Source organism: Streptomyces populi (assembly GCF_002911015.1).
Taxonomy (GTDB): Bacteria; Actinomycetota; Actinomycetes; order Streptomycetales; family Streptomycetaceae; genus Streptomyces; species Streptomyces populi.
The window spans coordinates 1-18,113 of sequence record NZ_KZ626840.1; the positions used below are offsets into that span (position 1 = coordinate 1).

22 protein-coding genes are annotated in these 18,113 nt (G+C 71.7%); 13 read left to right on the forward strand and 9 right to left on the reverse strand.

Going from position 1 to position 18,113, the window contains the following annotated elements:
* Positions 1 to 117 precede the first annotated feature (117 nt).
* Positions 118 to 777 carry a GNAT family N-acetyltransferase gene (locus tag CW362_RS00005; protein WP_103547146.1) on the reverse strand — a complete coding sequence of 220 codons (660 nt, stop codon included), beginning with the start codon at positions 775 to 777 and terminating at the stop codon, positions 118 to 120.
* A 136-nt stretch (positions 778 to 913) separates the two neighbouring features.
* Here CW362_RS00005 and CW362_RS00010 point away from each other — a divergent pair, with 136 nt between their 5' ends.
* Together CW362_RS00010 and CW362_RS00015 are read left to right on the forward strand one after the other, a co-directional pair.
* A complete protein-coding gene (locus CW362_RS00010; RefSeq protein WP_103547147.1) occupies positions 914 to 1,639 on the forward strand; it encodes a siderophore-interacting protein in 726 nt (241 codons plus the stop codon).
* A 219-nt stretch (positions 1,640 to 1,858) separates the two neighbouring features.
* Positions 1,859 to 2,467, forward strand: coding sequence for a DUF6197 family protein (locus tag CW362_RS00015; RefSeq protein ID WP_240657572.1), 609 nt, complete (start codon positions 1,859 to 1,861; stop codon positions 2,465 to 2,467).
* A 39-nt stretch (positions 2,468 to 2,506) separates the two neighbouring features.
* Here CW362_RS00015 and CW362_RS00020 read toward each other — a convergent pair whose 3' ends face one another.
* Both CW362_RS00020 and CW362_RS00025 read right to left on the reverse strand, forming a co-directional pair.
* Positions 2,507 to 3,133 carry an alpha-ketoglutarate-dependent dioxygenase AlkB gene (locus CW362_RS00020; RefSeq protein ID WP_103547148.1) on the reverse strand — a complete coding sequence of 209 codons (627 nt, stop codon included), beginning with the start codon at positions 3,131 to 3,133 and terminating at the stop codon, positions 2,507 to 2,509.
* Positions 3,134 to 3,211: 78 nt separating this feature from the next.
* A complete protein-coding gene (locus tag CW362_RS00025) occupies positions 3,212 to 4,057 on the reverse strand; it encodes an NAD(P)H-binding protein (protein WP_103547149.1) in 846 nt (281 codons plus the stop codon).
* A 143-nt stretch (positions 4,058 to 4,200) separates the two neighbouring features.
* Here CW362_RS00025 and CW362_RS00030 point away from each other — a divergent pair, with 143 nt between their 5' ends.
* Together CW362_RS00030 and CW362_RS00035 are read left to right on the forward strand one after the other, a co-directional pair.
* Positions 4,201 to 4,599, forward strand: a complete 399-nt coding sequence (locus CW362_RS00030) for a winged helix-turn-helix transcriptional regulator (protein ID WP_103547150.1) — start codon at positions 4,201 to 4,203, stop codon at positions 4,597 to 4,599.
* A gap of 223 nt (positions 4,600 to 4,822) precedes the next feature.
* Positions 4,823 to 5,386 carry a DUF6817 domain-containing protein gene (locus tag CW362_RS00035; protein ID WP_103547151.1) on the forward strand — a complete coding sequence of 188 codons (564 nt, stop codon included), beginning with the start codon at positions 4,823 to 4,825 and terminating at the stop codon, positions 5,384 to 5,386.
* 397 nt (positions 5,387 to 5,783) lie between these two features.
* On the opposite strand, the gene CW362_RS00040 is transcribed toward CW362_RS00035, so the two are convergent.
* The gene (locus tag CW362_RS00040; RefSeq protein ID WP_103547152.1) at positions 5,784 to 6,110 is read right to left on the reverse strand and encodes a hypothetical protein; all 327 of its coding nucleotides are present in this window, start codon (positions 6,108 to 6,110) and stop codon (positions 5,784 to 5,786) included.
* 468 nt (positions 6,111 to 6,578) lie between these two features.
* Between CW362_RS00040 and CW362_RS00045 the strand changes: the two genes are divergently transcribed.
* The 3 genes from CW362_RS00045 to CW362_RS00055 all read left to right on the forward strand — a co-directional run bounded on the left by CW362_RS00045 (position 6,579) and on the right by CW362_RS00055 (position 8,399).
* Positions 6,579 to 7,094, forward strand: a complete 516-nt coding sequence (locus CW362_RS00045) for a hypothetical protein (protein WP_240657573.1) — start codon at positions 6,579 to 6,581, stop codon at positions 7,092 to 7,094.
* Positions 7,095 to 7,208: 114 nt separating this feature from the next.
* Positions 7,209 to 7,532, forward strand: a complete 324-nt coding sequence (locus CW362_RS00050; RefSeq protein WP_103547153.1) for a DUF6191 domain-containing protein — start codon at positions 7,209 to 7,211, stop codon at positions 7,530 to 7,532.
* 126 nt (positions 7,533 to 7,658) lie between these two features.
* Complete coding sequence (locus CW362_RS00055) at positions 7,659 to 8,399, forward strand: VOC family protein (RefSeq protein ID WP_103547154.1); 741 nt, start codon at positions 7,659 to 7,661, stop codon at positions 8,397 to 8,399.
* A gap of 40 nt (positions 8,400 to 8,439) precedes the next feature.
* On the opposite strand, the gene CW362_RS43135 is transcribed toward CW362_RS00055, so the two are convergent.
* The 4 genes from CW362_RS43135 to CW362_RS00070 all read right to left on the reverse strand — a co-directional run bounded on the left by CW362_RS43135 (position 8,440) and on the right by CW362_RS00070 (position 12,177).
* Entirely contained in the window at positions 8,440 to 8,664 is a 225-nt protein-coding gene (locus CW362_RS43135) for a hypothetical protein (RefSeq protein WP_162683904.1), read from the reverse strand.
* A 249-nt stretch (positions 8,665 to 8,913) separates the two neighbouring features.
* Complete coding sequence (locus CW362_RS00060) at positions 8,914 to 9,480, reverse strand: AMIN-like domain-containing (lipo)protein (protein WP_206300808.1); 567 nt, start codon at positions 9,478 to 9,480, stop codon at positions 8,914 to 8,916.
* Positions 9,481 to 9,638: 158 nt separating this feature from the next.
* Positions 9,639 to 10,430, reverse strand: a complete 792-nt coding sequence (locus tag CW362_RS00065; RefSeq protein WP_103547156.1) for a maleylpyruvate isomerase family mycothiol-dependent enzyme — start codon at positions 10,428 to 10,430, stop codon at positions 9,639 to 9,641.
* Positions 10,431 to 10,668: 238 nt separating this feature from the next.
* Positions 10,669 to 12,177 (reverse strand): MFS transporter, encoded by a 1,509-nt coding sequence (locus CW362_RS00070; protein WP_103547157.1) that lies wholly within the window; start codon positions 12,175 to 12,177, stop codon positions 10,669 to 10,671.
* A gap of 113 nt (positions 12,178 to 12,290) precedes the next feature.
* Here CW362_RS00070 and CW362_RS00075 point away from each other — a divergent pair, with 113 nt between their 5' ends.
* From CW362_RS00075 to CW362_RS00100, 6 genes are all read left to right on the forward strand, one after another.
* Complete coding sequence (locus CW362_RS00075; RefSeq protein ID WP_240657574.1) at positions 12,291 to 12,740, forward strand: MarR family winged helix-turn-helix transcriptional regulator; 450 nt, start codon at positions 12,291 to 12,293, stop codon at positions 12,738 to 12,740.
* 223 nt (positions 12,741 to 12,963) lie between these two features.
* A complete protein-coding gene (locus CW362_RS00080) occupies positions 12,964 to 13,563 on the forward strand; it encodes a DUF4328 domain-containing protein (RefSeq protein WP_103547158.1) in 600 nt (199 codons plus the stop codon).
* A 53-nt stretch (positions 13,564 to 13,616) separates the two neighbouring features.
* Entirely contained in the window at positions 13,617 to 14,189 is a 573-nt protein-coding gene (locus CW362_RS00085) for an EF-Tu C-terminal domain-related protein (protein ID WP_338069037.1), read from the forward strand.
* Positions 14,190 to 14,438: 249 nt separating this feature from the next.
* The gene (locus CW362_RS00090) at positions 14,439 to 15,284 is read left to right on the forward strand and encodes a DUF3626 domain-containing protein (protein WP_206300809.1); all 846 of its coding nucleotides are present in this window, start codon (positions 14,439 to 14,441) and stop codon (positions 15,282 to 15,284) included.
* A 411-nt stretch (positions 15,285 to 15,695) separates the two neighbouring features.
* A complete protein-coding gene (locus tag CW362_RS00095) occupies positions 15,696 to 16,586 on the forward strand; it encodes a glycoside hydrolase family 19 protein (protein ID WP_103547160.1) in 891 nt (296 codons plus the stop codon).
* 176 nt (positions 16,587 to 16,762) lie between these two features.
* On the forward strand, positions 16,763 to 17,347 hold the full coding sequence (locus tag CW362_RS00100; RefSeq protein WP_162683905.1) for a DUF2231 domain-containing protein: 585 nt from the start codon (positions 16,763 to 16,765) through the stop codon (positions 17,345 to 17,347).
* 219 nt (positions 17,348 to 17,566) lie between these two features.
* Here the strand turns inward: CW362_RS00100 and CW362_RS00105 are convergent, their stop codons facing one another.
* Positions 17,567 to 17,917 (reverse strand): hypothetical protein, encoded by a 351-nt coding sequence (locus CW362_RS00105; protein WP_103547349.1) that lies wholly within the window; start codon positions 17,915 to 17,917, stop codon positions 17,567 to 17,569.
* Positions 17,918 to 18,113 lie beyond the last annotated feature (196 nt).

The window sequence follows — 18,113 nt, forward strand, 5'->3', positions numbered from 1 at the left end:
TGTCGCGGCCCGCGGTATGAGCGGAGCGAGTAACTCCCACTCCAGATCGGTGAGTTCATGTCGACGTATCACCCCACCATGATCCACCACGCGATGATCTTTGAAGACGGACCCTAGTCACATCCCGGCGACCGTTCGCCCCTCCCGGCGGGCAGGGGCGCCGGGGATCCTCCCCGGGAAAACCGCCTCCCGGGCCAGGAAGGCGAGTTGGGCCCGCTTCTCGGGGAGGTACACGTCGGGCAGGTCGACCTCCGGCAGCACGACCACCGGGCCCGGGGTGAAGCCCTGGCGGTGGAAGCGGGCGATGGCCTTCTCGTTGCGCACGTCGGGATCGACCACGACGCGATCGCGGTCCAGGCCCAGCAGGACGTACGACGCGGCCGCGCTCAGCAGGGCGGCGGTCCAGCCGGGACGGCCGCCGCCCGGTCCGGCCGGCGCGAGCAGCAGGTGGACGCCGATGTCGCCGGGTTCGACCGGGTAGCACTCGCCGACCCGGTCGGCCGCCGGCTCGTACGTCTGGAGCAGCGCGACCGGCTCACCGTCCTTCACGAGAAGGTGGGCGTGGTGGGTGTCGAGCGTCTCCATGTGGGCGTATGTCGAGGCGACTTGGTCTTCGGTCAGATCCTCCATGCCCCAGAAGGCGGCCCGGTCCGCGCTCACCCAGCCGTGGACCACCGGAGCGTCGAGCCCGGCGTCCAGGGGCAGGACACGGACGGTGCCGTATCCGTCGACGAACTGCTCGTGCAGGACCGCGCGCGCGGCGTATCTGTCGGACATCGGTCTCCCTCGTTCGGCCGGTCGCGGGCGCGCTCCGGCGGCTTCCTGTGACCCTCCTGTGCGCCACCCGGACATATTAGGTTAGGCTCGCCTAACTAATTACCGGGGTGCAGTCGTACCGAAGGGCGAGGAAGTCATGGGGCAGGCGCAAGGGCGGGGTTGGGAAGGCGCGGTTCTCAAACTCCTGCGCGCGAAGGACTACGTGTTCACCGTGACGGGCGCGGAGAACGTCACCGCGGAGTACCGAAGGGTGCGCTTCACCGACGGCGGCATGCTGGCGGTGACCGGCGTCCACCCGACGATGTGGGTGCGGCTGTGGTTCGACAACGCGGGCAAGCCGCACCAGCGGGCGTACACCCTGGTCGACCCCGATCCGGCGGCCGGTACCTTCAGCCTGGAGTTCGCCCTGCACGAGGGACGCGCGAGCGACTGGGCCAGGGCGGCGGAGCCCGGCGACACCATCGAGGCGACGGTCCAGGGCACGGGCTTCGAACACCCCGCGCCCGCGCCCTCACACGTCATCGCCGTGGCCGACGCCGCTTCCCTGCCCGCCCTCAACTCCCTGCTCACCACGCTGGGCCCGGTCCCCGCGACGGTCTGGTTCGAGGGCAGTCTGGAGGGCCTGCCCTGCCGGACCGCCCCCCACCACGACGTACGGCAGGTGGCACGCCGGGACGCCGGGCGCCATCTGGTCGAAGAGGTGAAGGCGGGCCTGCCCGAGCTGCTGAAGGACTGCCCGCACCCCTACGTGTGGATCGCGTGCGACACGGCGACCACGCGCGCGCTGTCGGCACACGTCCGCAAGGAATTGTCCGTGCCCAGGCAGCGGGTCAACGCGCTCGGGTACTGGCGGGCGGACTGAGCGCACCCGCGTGACCGGGCAGAAGGGGGCCGTCCACGGCACGGCCGGCCGAGGCCGGGCCCGCCGTCCCGGAGCGCCCGGCCGTGCCGTGGACGGCCCGTCCGGTACCCGACCGCGCCACGAGCGGTCCGTCCACCCGCACCGTGGTCCTGCCGCCCCGCTCCCGGTACCGCCCGTTCGGCGGCGCTGAAAACGGGGCGCGCCAGGAACCCATCCACCATGCAGTCCCTCACGCCGTACGCCGCCGTCGCCCGCCGAGCCGCATCCGCATCCGCAGGCGTCGCCCCACCCGCGGCCGTGGAACCCGAGCGCCCTGCCGGACCTCCTGAACCTCCCGGCGACGGTCTGGAGGCCCGTCTGGCCGCGGTCAAAGAGGAGATGGACGCCCGTCTCGCACTGGCGGCCGTCGCCTACGAGGTCAACACGGCGCACATCGAGACGCCCCCGGTCGACTGGACCCGGATCGGCGCTCCACCGGCTCCCGCCGTGCTGCCCCCCACCACTCCCCCGGGCCCCGCCCCGGACGCCACACCCGTCGCGGCGCTCCTGCACCGGGCATCGCTGCGGCTGCGGACGGACGGCTGGTGCGCGGGAACGCTGACGGACGAATACGGCTCGCTGTGTTCGCAGGGCGCGATCCGCAAGGAGTCGGGCGGCGACCGGAACCTCGAGGCACAGGCCATGGCGGTACTGCTGGAAGCGATCCGCAGACGGTTCGGCCCCCACGTGGAATCCGTACCGTCCTTCAACGACTCCTGGGCCGACGGCCGGGAGCCGACCCGCATGCTGGAACAGGCCTCCGTCCTGGCCGACGCGCGCGGCGTCTGAACCCGCGGACCGAACGGCCGACCGGCCTCGCAGCCGCCGTCAGGCAGGACCGAGGACGGTGCGGAACGTCACCGACACGCGTCGGCCGCGAGGGACCCTGCCTCCGCCCTCCGGGTCGCTCTTGCGAGCGGCGATGCCGTGGCGCCAGTCGTACCGGGCCGGCCCCGTCATCACGCAGAGGCTGCCGGGAGCCAGCCGCACGGAGATCTTCCTCCCCTCCTCGGGACGGGTGAAGTCCATGACGCAGCCGGAGCCGAGGGACATCGCGGCGACGACCGGCCCGAAGCAGGGCACGCAGTCGACGTGGGCGCTGATGCCCTGGCCCGGCTGGTACTCGTTGACGATGACCTGGTCCGCCCGCCGGTCCATGACCCCTTCCCGGGCCAGCCGCTCGGCCTGCTGGAGCGCCCACGACGGCAGGGGCGGTACGGCGGCTGCCTCCCGAGGGGCCGCCGGCACGGAGCGCCGGCCGTAGTCGTACCGGTGGCCGTAGTGCTGGACCCGCCGTCTGAGTTCCGTCGACCACGCCCCGGTCTCGATCCGCGCGAGCATCTCCTGGCACGCGTCGGGGGCGAGCCAATCGGCGATGTAACGCAACCCCGGGACGGGGACGGAAGCCGCCTCGTCACCCGCGTCGAAGGACAACCGCCCAAGACCCTCAGTCATGTCCGAAGAGTAGCCAGCCCCACTGACAGGCCACTGTTCGAGCGGCCGAGGGAGGGGCCGGGGCCGGAAGCGGCGGTCTCACCGGAACGCGCCGACGTACCGCCGGGCCCAGTCGGCGAACGTCCGGGGCGCGCGGCCGAGGACCCGCTCGACATCGGGGCTGACGCGCCGCTCGGCGGGGGTGGGGTCGCCGAGGATGGCCAGCGTGGTCTCGACCACGGGCTCGGGCATGAACCGCAGCATCTGCGCGCGGGCCTCGTCGCGGGTCTGCTCGATGAACCGGACGGGTTCGCCGAGCGCGTCGGCGATCGCTCCGGCCCGCTGCCGGGGCGTACTGGGCGCGGGCCCGGTCAGCTCGTAGAACCGCCCGGCGTGACCGTCCTCCCGCAGGGTCACGGCGGCGACCTCGGCGATGTCGTCCGGGTCGATCGTCGGCAGGCCGATGTCGGCGAACGGCGCGGCGACGGTCCTTCGGGCGCGGACCGACTCGGCCCAGGCGTACGCGTTGGAGTCGAAGCCTCCGGGCCGCAGGATCGTCCAGGTCAGACCCGACTGCCGGACGGCGTCCTCGATGGAGCGCGCCGTGTCCCCGTGCGACACCGACTCGGGCCGGGTCGCGACTCCTTGGGAGGACAACAGGACGACTCGTCCGACACCGCCGGCCTTGGCGACGTCGAGGATGTCTCGCGGGTTCAGCAAGTGCGCGCCGGGACCCCCGTTCTGCAGGAACAGCGCGTCGGCCCCGTCGAACACGGGCCGAAGGCTCTCGGGATCGGCCAGGTCCGCCCGTGCGTGCGCGACTCCCTCCGGCACGTCCGCGCCCGAGATCCTCCGGGACGTCGCGGTCACCCGCACACCCGTCGCCGCGAGGATCCGGACGAGCGACCGGCCCACGTTGCCGGTCGCCCCCGTCACTACGAACATGAACAACTCCCGTGTCGATTCAGCATGGTCGACCCGCCCGAAGCGGGCGGGACGGCCGTCCGGAGAACCGCTCTCCGGGCGACACGGGGACGCTAACAGCGCCGATATAGTAGGTACCTAGAGGAAAGCGACTATCCCGAAGGATGCCTATGGCCGACAACGCCGGCTGGACGGCCGCCGCCGCGACCGACCCGCAACTCGCCTGTCCGACCAGCGGAGTCGTGGACATCGTGTTCAGCCGGTGGACCACCCCGATCCTGTGGACCCTCAACACGCACGGCCGGCTCCGCTTCGTCGAGCTGGAACGACTGATCGGCACGATCACGCCGAAGGTGCTGACCCAGCGGCTGAGGCAGCTGGAACGCGACGGCATGGTCGTCCGCACGTACCACCCGGAAGTCCCCCCTCGGGTCGAGTACGAGATCAGCGAGCTGGGCCGCAGCCTGGCCCCCCTCTTCGCGCACCTCGCCGAATGGGCCGCCGCCAACCTGGACAAGGTCGAACAGGCGCGGCACGACTACGACACCGACACGCCCCGGTAGTGGACCGGCGAGAAAGCCCGGCCCCCGGCGAGACCCAAGCCGCACCTGGGACGCATGGAGCAACTTTCCTGGATTGACCGGGGTTCCGGGGTGCCGGAGGATCGTCGGCGGGCGCGGACGGCCATCCGTACGGCGCCATCGCACGACGCCTTCATGCAACTCCGCACCGGCGAAGGCCCGGTGGGGGAACCCACCGAACCGTCACCGAAGGGACACGGACGCCATGCCCGCCTTCCCCGCCGCGACCGATCAGGCGGTCGCCCTGCTGCGTCGGCTCGGCGCCGAGGACATCGCCCACCCCGGCGGCACCCTCCTGGCCCACCTCCAGCGCGTACAAGCACGGCTCGCGTCCTGGAACGCCCGCCCGGCCCTTCAACTCGCCGGCCTGTGCCACGCGTTCTACGGCACGGACGGCTTCGCCACCGCGTTGCTCCCGCTGGACCGCCGCGACGACCTCGCGGCGGTGATCGGCGTCGAGGCGGAGGCCGTCGTGCACCTGTACGCCTCATGCGACCGGAAGGCCACCTACCCGGCACTCGGCCGGGCCGACGCCGCCTTCCACGACAGGTTCACCGGCCGGTCCAGCCCTTTTGAACCGCAGTCGCGCCGGGACTTCGCCGAACTGTCGGCCGCCAACGAACTCGATCTCGCCGACATCGACTCCGCGTTCCGTGACAAGTGGGGACCCGAACTGCTCGCCCTGTTCACCAGGCTCCAGGACTCGCTGAGTTCCGACGCCCGGCTCGCGTGCCGCAGGGTGCTCACCCGGCCCGGCGGTCCGCGCTGATCCGTGCGCTCGGCCGAGCGGCTCCTTCCCGGGGCGCGCCACCCGCGGGTCGCGGGCCGACACGAAGAGACCCCGTCCCGATGTCCCGGGACGGGGTCTTCGCGGAGCGCCGGGCAGGCCTTGCACCTGCATTTCCCCGCAGGAAGCGGGGCGTCTTTCCTTGGACCACCAACGCGTGCGCACCGGTACGGCTTCCACCGATCAGCTGCAAGATCGATAATAGCAGTACCCGCGCCGGCCCCGCTCCACCGGGGAACTCGCCGAGACCCTGCGGTCCGCGGACGCCGAGATCCAGCGTCCGGTCGATCGGCCTGCCCTGCCGACGTCCCGCCCTGCCGACGTCCCGCCCTGCCGGCCCGCAGTCGGAACGGCGGCGAGGGCGGGTGTCACAGCCTCTCTACGACGCCGAAGGCGGCCCCTCGAGTTCGCGCCGCTTGGCGGCCAGCGCCCTCGCCAGCACCTTGTCCCGGAACGGGTTCGCGGGGCTCAGGGCCGTCGCCACCGCCACCGCCTCGTCCAGCAGGGCCATCCGCCGCTCGGGCAGGTCCCGCACCAGGGGTGAGGTGCTCGCCTCCACCAGGACGTACGCCAGCTTCGACCCGTACGCCTCCGGCTCGACCCGCGTCAGGATCCGGTAGATCCACAACCCTTCGACACCGCGCACCACCCGCCGGTTGGCACTCAGCAGCATGACCCTCGCCCGCATGACGATGTCCTGATCCATCGGTCCGTCCCCCTTCGCTCCACCACTCCCGGCCCGCCCCGTCACACGACGAGGCAGCACGACGAACGCGCCGACAGCCCGATACGGGTGCCGGCACGCACGCCGGTGAGTGGATGACGACGAGTCTGCGGGCAGGCCGGTGCCCGTGCCAAGACCGAACGGACGTGCGCTCCGTCCTACCGCGAACGCCTCCGAGCAGGCATGATGGACCTGACACTCTCCCAGACCCCGTACCCCGAGGCGGACTTCGCCGTCACAGCGGCCGTGACCACTTGGGTGGAGAGGAATCGGACCGGCCCGCGTGGGGGCGCCTCGGCGGCAAGTCGCCCGCGCCCTTCCCACGAGTGCTTCATCTCGTACCGGACTGCCGCTCGGTCTCCGTGCTGTCCGAGAACGACCCGTCGGCATCGACGTACGACAGGACTCGCCGTACGCTTGCCGACTTCTGAGCGCACTTCGGGGGATCTCATGCACCGCTCCATCCGCCGTACCGGCAAAGCCCTGGCTGTCGTCGTACTGCTCACCGGCATGGCAACGGCCTGTTCCGGCTCGCCCGCGGCGTCGAAGGCTCCGCGGCCCCGGAAGGCGACGGGCTCCGCCGTCGCGCCCACGGCACAGCCGGCATCCCGGTCCGGCCGGGAGCGGCTGGACGAGGAGGCCCGCGACCTGCTCGGCGGGACGGACCCCTTGGCCTCGGACGAAGACTTCGTCCTGTCCGGCTCCCTCGCGATACCCGGACAGGACCTGGACGAGACCGTCGAGCCCGGCACCGCCCTGCGGGTGGAGGTGGCATGCGCGGGAGAGGGCACGGTCACCTTCACGGCCGTCTCGGGCACCGCCAGGAAAGCCGAGCGCGTCGACTGCACGCAGCCGATGACGAACAGGTTCCGCTTCACCACGGCCGGGCCGGGTCTCGCGATCCAGGCGGACTCCCCCGAGGCGGAAAGGGTGGGCACCGCCTACGTGGTGCGCCGCGTCACCTGACCGGACGGACGCATCGCGAACGCGCGCTTGTCACCGAGGAAAGCCGCACGCCCGGGGCGAACCCCCGCCCGGCCCGGCGGTGACGCCGCCGGGTCCCGCCGGAATACTGGGAGCATGGCATTCCTCGTCTTCATGACCTTGCCCGGACTGGTCATCCTGCTGACGGCGCTGTCGTTCGTCGATCAGCTTCTGTTGCGAGCGAGCAAGGCCGGCGTCCTGCCCTGGCGCAACTCGGCGCGTCAGGGCCAGATCTCGGCGACCGGGTTCGAGCAGCTGCACGCGAGCCTTTCGCCGGGCAAGCAGACGGAACTCAAGGAGCGCCAGTCCGCCCTGCTGCTGCGCGACGACGAGGAGGACGGAGCACCTCCGAACCGGACCACGGTGGATCTCGCCGGAGGAACCGCGGTCGTCCGCATACCGAGTGCCGCCCGGCGGTAGACCCGGAGATCCCCGCCCCGGCGCATGCGCCGGACGGCGCCGCGGGCAGGTGCCCGGCCGACGGGCGGGACGCTCCCCGCTCGGCGGCGGCGCGTCGTCGCGGAGCACGTGCATAGGATCGCCTGCATGGCGCTGCGACCTGTTCACGTGATCGTCAAGGCTGTCGACAGCTCGGCGGTCGGCCGGTTCTGGGCAAAGGCGCTGGGCTGGACCGCCTACAGTCCCGGCGTGGGCACCTATGTCGGGCCTCCCGGTGGTCTCGTCTGGCCGCACCCGGCCGCCTTGGGCATCGACGTCGTTCCGGTGCCGGAGCCCGGGACGACGACGAAGAACCGGGTGCACCTCGATCTCGCCACCACCTCCGCGGCCCATCAGGCGGAGCTGGTCGAGCGGGTGAAGGCTCTCGGCGCGACGCCCGTCGACGTGGGCCAGGGCGAGGTGCCGTGGACGGTCCTCGCCGACCCCGAGGGCAACGAGTTCTGCGTGCTGGAGCCCCGGGAGGTCTACCGGGACACCGGACCGATCGCCGCGGTGGTGATCGACTGTGTGGACCCGCGGGCCACGGCCCGGTTCTGGGGCGAGGCGATGGACCGGCCGCTGCTCGAGGTGGCCGACGATCATGCGACGCTGCGCCCGGCCGACGGCGTCGGCCCCTACCTCGAGTTCCTCCGCACCCCCGGCGTGAAGACCGTGCCGGACCGCCTCCATCTCGACCTGCTGCCGCACCCCGGTGACGACGAGGAGGCGGAGGTGGCCCGGCTGCGGGCCCTGGGTGCCGCCGACCTCGACGTCGGCCAGGGTGACGTGCCGTGGACGTGCCTGACCGATCCGGAGGGCCACGAGTTCTGCGTCCTGGCCCCGCACTGACGCGGCGCGCCGCCCGCGGGAAGGGCGGTACGGCTTCCGGCTACGCCTTGGCCGGCTTGCCGAGTTGGGCCTCGACGACGGCGTCCGGCACGACGGCCGGTCCCTTGCCCCACGGACGGCTCGGATCGTAGAAGGTGAAGAACATGGCGACCCTCGCCCCCTGCCGGACGGCGACCACCGCGCAGGGGACCCTGACGGGCTCCTCGCCCTCGGTGGCCGGCCCGAGGGGAATTCCGGTTCCGGGGGAAGCCTCCGTCGGCAACACCTCGCGAACCGACCCGATTCGAACTGATTGACCATCAGATCAGTTACAGGAAAGTCGAGTTGGTCCTCCACACCTTATGGAGCATCACGGCGTCGGGCAGTCGGCCCGCTCGGCCGGTCCCGTGATCCCGGCGGTCCGGGCTGCCGGAAGCCCCGGCGGTCCGGGCAGCCGGAAGCCGGACGCGGAAGAGCGGCGGTCGCCGCGGCTCCCGCGCCCGCGATCAGGCCGGACACCGTCCCCACCGGCTCCTCACCAGCTGTGCGCGACGTCGATCACCAGACGGCCGGAGAGCTGGGTCACCCGGAACGGCAGGCGGGCCCGCACCCCGAGTCCCACCTGGGTGACTCCCTCGAAGCTGGCTCCGAACTTCGCGTCCCGGAAGGTCCGGTAGCCGGTCAGGTCGACGCCCGGAAGGGGCCGGCCGCCCTGGCCGGGGTAGGTCGCGGTGTTGGTCTCCGGGTCGTAGGAGGGGGCGGACACCAGGATCTCGATGATCGCCCCGCCGGAGACCGGTATGCGGATCCCGGACGGGTCCTGGATGAACGCGTCGACGTAGTGAACGGTGTACCCGATCCCCGTGGTGCCCGCGGTGGGCACGTCGAGGACCATGCGGTCGTAGCAGTCGTGCCGTCCGGTCCTGATGTCGGTCAGCGAACCGTCGTCGGCGTCCGCCGCCGTCTTCGGAAGGCTTCCCCAGCCGGTCGGACACGCGACCGCCGCCGTGGCCGCGCCCGCCGGTGCGGGCGTGGCCACGACCACGCCCACACCGGCCATCGTCAGGGCGGCCAGCACCGCCATGGATCGTCTCGTACGCATGGTTCCCCCTTGAACTCACGGCTCTCGGTTGCCTGCCATGTACGACATGACGGTCATGGATTTGGTTGCACGGACCGCCCCGGAACCGGCCCCGCCGATCACCCCGGAACCGGCTTGCCGACCGCCCCAGAACCGGCCCGGCCTGACCGACCGGCCGTTCAGAACGCCGAGTTGCCGAACCAGAGGGTCATCAGGTCCTCGTCCCCGTCGCGCGTGAAGACCTCCGCGTCCCGGTGGAGGCGGCCGTAGAGGAGGAGCAACAGGTCGGCCGCGGTTCCCCGGACGGTCGCGTCGGCGGATTCGTCCGCCGCGCCGGACGTGTCGAGCCCGAAGCCGTCGGAGCGCAGGCGGACCAGCCAGTCGCCGTCACCGTCGGTCGCCCGGAAGCGGATGGTCCTGTCGGGGCCGCGCAGGTTGGCGACACCGGGAGCGAAGGAGGTGGCGAAGGGAAGGTTGACGAGGAACTCGTCGATCCCGTCGACCGCGAGCGGGCGGTCGACCGTCGGCCGCAGGCCGAGCGCCAGGTCCGCGTCCACCCGGTGCAGCAGGGTCTCGAAGAGCATCCGGCGCGCCCAGAAGCGGGCATGCCGGTCGACACCCCATGCCCACATCGGGAGGTCCGGGTCGGTGGCCGCGAAGGCCTCCGCGGCCACCGTCGCACTCTCGGCCAGCCAGTCGGCGTAGCCGTCCCACCGGTCCGGAAGTCGCAGGTCCACCTCACGAGTTCGCGGGGGTTCCTGGACGCGGGCGTGCAGGAGGGCCGAGAACCAGCGCTGGACGCTACCGGCGTGTCTGACCAGGTCCGCCAGCGTCCAGCCGGGACAACTCGGCACCGCCGTCGTCGGATCGGCGTCCTTGAGCGCCGCGACGAACCGGGCGGTCTCCACCGCGATCGCCGCGCGGTGGTCGACCGGGGTCGCTCCACGCGCGTGGCCGTCCGAGGGAATCATCGTCGATGTGCCTTTCTACGAGGGTTGGTACGGCTCTGCCGGACAGCCGGTCCGCGGTCAGGAGCGGCTGGACAGGCCGACGTGCTCGGGGTGTCGGGCGGCGACGGACCGGCTCCCCTCCGCACCCGGGAACCCGGCGCCGAGAGGAATCCGCACCTGGCGGGCACGAACCCGTCTCGCCCGTGAGGGAGTTCGGGTGAGGCGGCCCGATCGAACGGGTGCGGACCGGCCCGATCGGTCACACGGGCGTGGTCTCGGACCCTGCCGACGCGAGTTCGGTGGTCTCGGGCGTGACGGCCTTGCGCACCACGGGGGTGCGCGGCGCGTGCGCCGCCTTGAGCCCGACGAGGGCGACGACCGCGACCAGGACGAACGCTCCTCCGGCGATGGCGAAGCTCAACGTGAACTGGCTCTCCCGGGGGAGGGCGGGCATGCCGGCCGGTAGCGGTACGGACTTCGACGCCAGGAGCGATGTGATCACCGCGCTCGCGACGGCGCTGCCGACGGAGCGGGAGATGGAGTTGATGCCGTTGGCGATGCCGGTCTGGTGGGCCGGGACGCCGGCGACGATGAGGGCGGGCATGGAGGCGTAGCCGAAGCTGATCGCCAGACCGATGAGCATGCCCGCGCTGATGACGGAGGCGCTGGTGTCGTGGGCGGCGGTCAGCCAGGTGAAGCCGAGCACTCCGAAGCAGGCTCCGGCGGCCAGCGTGACGCGTGCTCCGAGCCTGCGCACCAGCACTCCACCGAACTGGGCACCCACGAGGGAGACGAGCGTGGTCGGCAGCAGATAGACGACGGACGCGGCGAGCACCGAGGCGCCGAAGCCGTAACCGACCAGCTTCTCCGGCATCTGCACGAGGTACGAGACGCCGATGAACTGGGTGAACATCGCGAATCCCAGCAGCAGTCCCGCCAGGTTGGTGAAGAGGACGGGCCGGTGGACGAACATCTTCATGTCCACCATCGGTTCCTCGACCCGGTTCTCGGTGAACACCCACACGCCCGCCATGACGACCGCGCCGGCGAAGGTGCCGAGCGTACGGCCGGACGTCCAGCCCCACTCGTGCCCCTGCGAGATGGGCAGGAGCAGGAGCACCAGCAGCGCCCCGAGGGTCAGCGCGCCCAGCCAGTCCGTGCGTCCACCCGTCTTGGTCCGGGAGGCGGGCACCGTGATCAGCACGCCCACCAGGGCCACCACGGCGAGCACGACCGCCAGCCAGAAGGGCCGGTGGTAGTCGGGGTGGGAGCCCTGGGTGAGGAGGCCCGCGCCGACCAGGGCGAGCCCGCTGCCGAACGCGAGCGTTCCGCTGACCAGGGCCATCGCTCCGTGCAGCTTCTCCGGCTCGATCTCCTCGCGCAGTACGGAGAGGGCGAGCGGGAAGATCGCGGTCGCCGCCCCCTGCATCACCCGTCCGACGATGAGCCAGGTCAGCGAGGTGGTGGTGGCGGCGAGCACCGATCCGGCGATCATCACGACCAGCACGCCGACGAGCGTGGGCTTCTTGCCGTGCTGATCACCGAAGCGGCCGAGCAGCGGGGTGAACACGGCGGCGGACAGCAGTGTGGCGGTGGTCACCCAGCTGACGCTCGCCGTGCTGGCCTTCAGATCGCTCTGGATCATCCCCAGGATCGGGACGACCAGGGTCTGCATCATCGAGACGACCATGGCGGCGAGCCCGAGCACCAGGACGATCCTGGTGTGCCCGGAGGACCTCGACGACGCCGCTTGCTGTGTGTGAGACACGGAAAGTCCGCCCTAACTACTTAACAACCTCGATGCTTGAGAACTTCAAGCAATAGCTGACCGTAGCCGTCGATATTTGAGATGGTCAAACTTCCTGGCGTAGGGTGACCCACATGACAGGAACCAGCGGTGTGGACTCGGACCAGCTCATGGAGCTCCTGTCGGTGTCGCTCGGGGCCTATTACGGCGACTTCACGGTGGCCGCCGCGAGCGAGAACCTCACCGCCAGCCAGGGCAAGACCCTCAACGTGCTGCGCCGCGGTCCGGCCGCGATGCGCGCCCTCGCCACCATCCTGACCTGCGACGCCTCCAACATGACGGGGATCGTCGACCGACTGGAGAAGCGCGGCCTGGTCCGGCGCGAGCCCAGCCCCACCGACCGCCGGGTCAAGAACGTCGTCCTCACGGCCGAGGGCGAACGCGTCATCGACGTGATCCGCGGGAAGATGCACGCCACGCGCGCCGGCCTGGACAGGCTCAGCGACGAGGAGCGGGACACCCTCTACGCCCTCCTGGAACGCGCCTTCACCTCGCGGCCCGCCACCCTGCGGCCGAGCGCCTGAGCCCTTCGGCGCCCGAGGGTCCCACCCGGGCCGGAACGTGCGGGCCCGCACGTCGACAGCCGCTCCCGTCCACCGAACGCCTGAACGGCCGACGCCGCCGGGGACCCGCGCCCCGGACAGAAGGCTCGGACATCGCACGCGCGTGCGGCGATCGGACTTTATGATCACTTCGCCGCGACGACCGCCGCGACCGCGCACGCCTCCGAGACAGGCCGAGAAAAACATGACGAACACCGCCCTCAAGGCCCCCAGAACGCTCGCCCGTTGCGCGCAGGCCGCGATATCGGTGACCGCCGTGGCGGACGTGTTCCGGGCGGCGGCACTACGGAACCACAGGCTGCATCCCTCGGATCCGTCCCTGGAGTCGGGCAAGGTCTCCATGGTCTTCGTCTACCTGATGACCCTCGCGATCGTGCTGTTCCTCATGTGGCTCGCCACATCCCGGAGCAACGCCCAACTGCTGTCCCCCCAGAGTCCGGTCCCGACGCCGGGCTGGACGATCGGCGCCTGGTTCGTCCCCGTGGTCAACCTCTTCGCGCCTCGCCGGTCGGTCCTCGACATCGGCCGCGCGAGTTCCCCGTCCTGGGAGGAGAAGCGGGGCACCACGCTGGTCAACCTGTGGTGGGCCGCCTGGATCGTGCACGGGCTGGCGCTCGTGACGGCGACCCGGGTGGCCCCGGGGTCGCTCGCCCTGCTCGTGGTGGCCGAGGCCTCCATGATCGCGGCGGCCGTACTGCTCGGACTCGTCATCGAGCGCATCACGTCGATGCAGAGCGCCGCGCTCGGCACCACCGTTCCCGTCGAACCCCTCCCCCGGACATGAGGCAGGCTCCCCGGGAACCGTCACCGGCGCGCCCCGCGGAACCTCCGTTCCTGATGTCGGTCGAAGACGTCTTTCACCCACGACGGAACAGGTCGGCCCCCCGGCGGGGCAGGCTGGTCATAGCGACGGGCCGGATCGAACGCGGCCGGATCCGAAGGGGGGACCCGGTGGAGATCGTGGGCCTGGGCGCCGACCTGACCACCACCGTCGCGGACATCGACCACTTCCGCGTACCTGTGGCGGAGGCGGGTGCGGACATGAACGTGGGAGTGCTGCTGCCGGGCACCGTCCCGGTCGCCCTCGCCCTGGAGCGCGGCCAGGTGCTCGCGACGCCGGGCTCGGTCAGCGCCCGCGCCTGCTTCACCGCTGACATCGACGTGCTGTCCGAGGAGCACGGCGGCACCGAGATCCGCTCCGGCGACCGTCTCCAGTTCCACGTACGGAGCGCCGCCGTCCCGGGCACCGTCACCCTGCCCGAGGGGACCGACGTGATCCGGCCGCTCCACCGGGCCGAGGCGACCGTGACGCTCGAACAGGCCGTCGTGCTGGAGGAGGGCCGGCTCTTCGCGTTCCGTCACCACGGCCGCGCGGCCGGCTCCGGCACGGTGACTCGTCTCTCGTACTGAGCTTCACGAGGGCACCTGCCGGAACTTCGGGGAACCGTCGCGGGCCGGACGTCGACCACGACGCCCGCCACCCCCGCCGCGCCCGGCCGTACGCCGTGTGCAGGCCGAGGCGCTCGACCCCTCGCACCCGGCCCGTGCCTGCTCCGACGGCAGAAACTCCCTGTACGCGCAGTCCATGCGCGACCACCCCGGCACCGACGGGCGAAAACCGGAGTGCGCGGGCGACCGCGGCTCGTGCAGACTCCGCGCATGGACGCCGACGCCATCGCCCCGCTCCAGAGGAGGGCGATGCGGCATGTCGCGGCTTCGTCCATGGGCGATCCCCTTCCCCCCGACATGCGGGTGACGATGCACTTCCATCCGGACCGGGTCACGGGGAACCGTCCCATCCTGGTCCGGATGGCCGACGACGGCGTCTACCGCCCCCAGTTCGTGACGGGCACGAGCAACGGCGGGCTGTCCGCCCACCGGGGCGGGGACCGGTGGCGCTGGGAGAGCCGTGTCTTCGCCGGCGCCTACGACGACGCGACACCTGAACAGCGTCCCGTCTACGGCGGGTTGAACTACCGTCGCGATCCGGTCGGCGGTGCTCCGCGTTTCGGTTCCTCGTACTTCAGGCTCACCTCCGGGGCCCTCACGCGTGCCACGTTCTGCTACCCGGACAGTTCCGCCGGGCCGTCCGCCTTCGGCGTCGCCGACCGGTGCTCACTCGTCGAACTCGCCGAGGCAGCCGACGCGGACGCCCTGGACGGGCACGTCGAGGCACAGATCCACGGGCCCGTCAGATTCGACCGTGACGTGGAAGCCCTGGTGCTGGACCCCAGTTATCGCGGCACCGAGGTCCACGAGGCGGCGCGGCACCTGCCGTGCCCCGTCGAATGGCACCCCGGCTTCCGCCTCGGCGTGTCCGAACTGCGGCGCCATCCGCACTACCGGGGCCGGGAGTACGTGGATCTGGGCGCCGAGATCGCCGTCGACGGCCGGCTCACCCCCAGAGTCGTCGGGGACGCCGCCCGCACGGGCCGGTACGAACTCCAGGACCTCAAGAAGGTCTGGCACTGCCTGGCCCGGTACGGGAGTCCCGGCAGCCGCTGACCGGTCGCGCCGTCCGCGCACGGGGCCACGCCTCCCGGAGCCGCAGGAACGAAGGCACCTTCACCGGCACGGCGCCGGACGGCCGGACGGGCCCCGGGGCGAGGGTGACCACAGGCCCGATCGAGCAATTCTCCCGGTCGAGAACCGCCGCCCGCCCGGGGGCACATCCGCCTCACGGGCCAACCGACCAGGCACTCGGGGCGGTTGGCCCCGCTTCGGCGCACGGCGCTTTTCCGCCAATGGCGCCGACCTCGATTGGTCTACACCTTGACTGGTACAGACCAAAGCGGTTGAGTATGGCCCCACACCCCCCACCACGGTCGCCCCGGACCGCGACGCCGGCCCTCTGTCGGCGCGCTCAAGGCTTCGCCCCGCCCCCGCCGCGACCTCGCTCCGCGAAGGACTGATCCCGTGTCACAACGCCGCATGTCTTCCGTCTTGGCCGCGCTGCTGATCGGAAGCACCGCTCCGGTACTGCTGCCGGCGACGGACGCCTCCGCCGCCTCCTGTTCGAGCTATCCGAACTGGGTGGCCGGCAAGTCCTACGTCACCGGCAACATCGTCCGGTACACGGACGGCAAGGCCTACATAGCAGAGCACGACAACCCGGGGTACGACCCCACCATCAGCACCTGGTTCTGGGACCCGTACGCCTGCGACGGCGGCTCGACCAACCCCTCCGACGGCTTCGTCGTGAGCGAGGCCCAGTTCAACCAGATGTTCCCGAACCGGAATTCCTTCTACACCTACAACGGCCTCAAGGCCGCTCTGAGTTCGTTCCCCGGTTTCGCCAAGACCGGCAGCGACACCGTCAAGAAGCAGGAGGCGGCGGCGTTCCTCGCCAACGTCAACCACGAGACGGGCGGCCTGGTCTACGTGGTGGAACAGAACACCGCCAACTACTCGCACTACTGCGACTGGAGCCAGCCCTACGGCTGCCCGGCCGGCCAGTCGGCGTACTACGGGCGCGGGCCGATCCAGCTCAGCTGGAACTTCAACTACAAGGCCGCCGGTGACGCGCTCGGCATCGACCTGCTGGGCAACCCCAACCTCGTCCAGACCGACGCCGCCGTCGCCTGGAAGACCGGCCTCTGGTACTGGAACACCCAGTCGGGCCCCGGCACCATGACCCCCCACAACGCGATGGTCAACAGCGCCGGATTCGGCCAGACCATCCGCAGCATCAACGGCTCGCTGGAGTGCGACGGCAGGAACCCGGCACAGGTGCAGAGCCGCGTCGACGCCTACCAGCGCTTCGCGTCGATCCTCGGCGTCACACCGGGAGCCAACCTCTACTGCTGAACGGACCGGGCCGCGGGCCCGTCGAGCCGAGGGCGCGCCGCCGGTGCGGCGCGCCCTCGGCGTGCGCGGCGCGCGCACGATCCACTCCTCGTCCACCGAGCCCCGCGCCGCGGGCGAGGACCGTGCCACACCCACGGCCGATGGGAGAGCCCCGTCGTGCCGGGTAGTCGTTGGACATGAACGAATACGATTCCGGCGTTTCCACAGAGGAACGGACGGTTCGGACATCGGGTGGCGTCTCGGCTCGATGGCTGGCCGGCCTGGCCCGCGTCGAGCGGTCGGGTGCGGCGGACCCCGTGATCCGGACGCTACAGCGGGGAATCCGCTCGCTGCCGCTGGGCGGGGCCCGCGATCTGCTGCGCGGCAGGTCGCTGGGCCATCCCGTGCACCCCGTCCTGGTGCAGGTCCCGATCGGCTGCTGGCTGTCGGCCGCCGTCATGGACGTCATGCCGGCGGGGCAGCGCGCCGCGACGACCCTGACAGCCGTCGGGCTGGCCGGGGTCGCCCCGGCGGCGGTCACCGGATGGGTCGACTGGGCGGACCTGCCGCCCGAGCAGGCCCGCGTCGGACTGATGCACGCCGTCACGAACGTGGCCGCGGTGGCGTTCCACGCCGCGTCCCTCACGGCACGGCTCCGCCACCACCCGGCACGGGCAAGGCTGTGGTCGCTGGGCGGGCTGGCGGCGGTCGGCGTCAGCGGCGCGCTGGGCGGACACGTGGCCTACCGGCGGGCCGTGGGAGCCTGGCCGACGACCTGGTGACCCGAGGGCGACCCGAGACCCGAGGCCGGGCGGGATCACCGCCCGGCCGGGCACGCGTCCGTACGTACCGTTCGCGCGGTCGCTTCCCGCGTGCGCGGCGGGAGCCCGCCGCACCGAGGAAGGGCGCGGGGCCACGGGACCACGACGGCGCCGACACCCCGGGGACCGCCCGCTCCCTCGCCATGGCGCACGACGTCGGGAGCGGCGCCCACGAGTCCGTCACGCCGTGACGGTGTACGCGGTGGTGACGGCGACGTCGATGCGGGAGTGGACGACGAGCCTGGAGCCGTTGACGGCGGCAGCGGCCTCGAACAGCCTCCGCGCGAACGCGCTGTGGGTGGCCACCGACGTGAGGACATCGAGGTCTCCGCACTCGCCGTAGGCGTCCACGAGAGCGCCGACCACCCCTGGAGTGGCCGCGGCCTCGTCGATGACCACGACGACCGGTGCCGGCTCGTGCGCGTGCACGAGGTCACGGATCTGCGCGGTGACCTCGGCGCGGGGCCCCGCGCCGAGGTCCTCGTGGACCGTGACGACCAGGACACCGTGGTCGAGACTGCGGGACAACATCAGGGCCTCCTTGCCGGGACCTTCACCGCGGGACGGCTTCCGCGCATCCACGGCGAGTTCCCGTCCGTTCGCTCCCTATGCGGCATTCGCGCGGCCGGTCGAGCGGCCACGGAGGGAACTCGGGGCACCGCCCCGGGCGGCGGCCGGCACCGGAAGAAGATGTTCCGTTTCTTGCATGGCCTGGGCCCCAGGGGTA

Coding starts and splice junctions, on each gene's coding strand:
- CW362_RS00005 (WP_103547146.1), bottom strand. CDS start 777: ATGTCCGACAGATACGCCGCGCGCGCGGTCCTGCACGAGCAGTTCGTC.
- CW362_RS00010 (WP_103547147.1), top strand. CDS start 914: ATGGGGCAGGCGCAAGGGCGGGGTTGGGAAGGCGCGGTTCTCAAACTC.
- CW362_RS00015 (WP_240657572.1), top strand. CDS start 1,859: ATGCAGTCCCTCACGCCGTACGCCGCCGTCGCCCGCCGAGCCGCATCC.
- CW362_RS00020 (WP_103547148.1), bottom strand. CDS start 3,133: ATGACTGAGGGTCTTGGGCGGTTGTCCTTCGACGCGGGTGACGAGGCG.
- CW362_RS00025 (WP_103547149.1), bottom strand. CDS start 4,057: ATGTTCGTAGTGACGGGGGCGACCGGCAACGTGGGCCGGTCGCTCGTC.
- CW362_RS00030 (WP_103547150.1), top strand. CDS start 4,201: ATGCCTATGGCCGACAACGCCGGCTGGACGGCCGCCGCCGCGACCGAC.
- CW362_RS00035 (WP_103547151.1), top strand. CDS start 4,823: ATGCCCGCCTTCCCCGCCGCGACCGATCAGGCGGTCGCCCTGCTGCGT.
- CW362_RS00040 (WP_103547152.1), bottom strand. CDS start 6,110: ATGGATCAGGACATCGTCATGCGGGCGAGGGTCATGCTGCTGAGTGCC.
- CW362_RS00045 (WP_240657573.1), top strand. CDS start 6,579: ATGCACCGCTCCATCCGCCGTACCGGCAAAGCCCTGGCTGTCGTCGTA.
- CW362_RS00050 (WP_103547153.1), top strand. CDS start 7,209: ATGGCATTCCTCGTCTTCATGACCTTGCCCGGACTGGTCATCCTGCTG.
- CW362_RS00055 (WP_103547154.1), top strand. CDS start 7,659: ATGGCGCTGCGACCTGTTCACGTGATCGTCAAGGCTGTCGACAGCTCG.
- CW362_RS00060 (WP_206300808.1), bottom strand. CDS start 9,480: ATGCGTACGAGACGATCCATGGCGGTGCTGGCCGCCCTGACGATGGCC.
- CW362_RS00065 (WP_103547156.1), bottom strand. CDS start 10,430: ATGATTCCCTCGGACGGCCACGCGCGTGGAGCGACCCCGGTCGACCAC.
- CW362_RS00075 (WP_240657574.1), top strand. CDS start 12,291: ATGACAGGAACCAGCGGTGTGGACTCGGACCAGCTCATGGAGCTCCTG.
- CW362_RS00080 (WP_103547158.1), top strand. CDS start 12,964: ATGACGAACACCGCCCTCAAGGCCCCCAGAACGCTCGCCCGTTGCGCG.
- CW362_RS00085 (WP_338069037.1), top strand. CDS start 13,617: ATGTCGGTCGAAGACGTCTTTCACCCACGACGGAACAGGTCGGCCCCC.
- CW362_RS00090 (WP_206300809.1), top strand. CDS start 14,439: ATGGACGCCGACGCCATCGCCCCGCTCCAGAGGAGGGCGATGCGGCAT.
- CW362_RS00100 (WP_162683905.1), top strand. CDS start 16,763: ATGAACGAATACGATTCCGGCGTTTCCACAGAGGAACGGACGGTTCGG.
- CW362_RS00105 (WP_103547349.1), bottom strand. CDS start 17,917: ATGTTGTCCCGCAGTCTCGACCACGGTGTCCTGGTCGTCACGGTCCAC.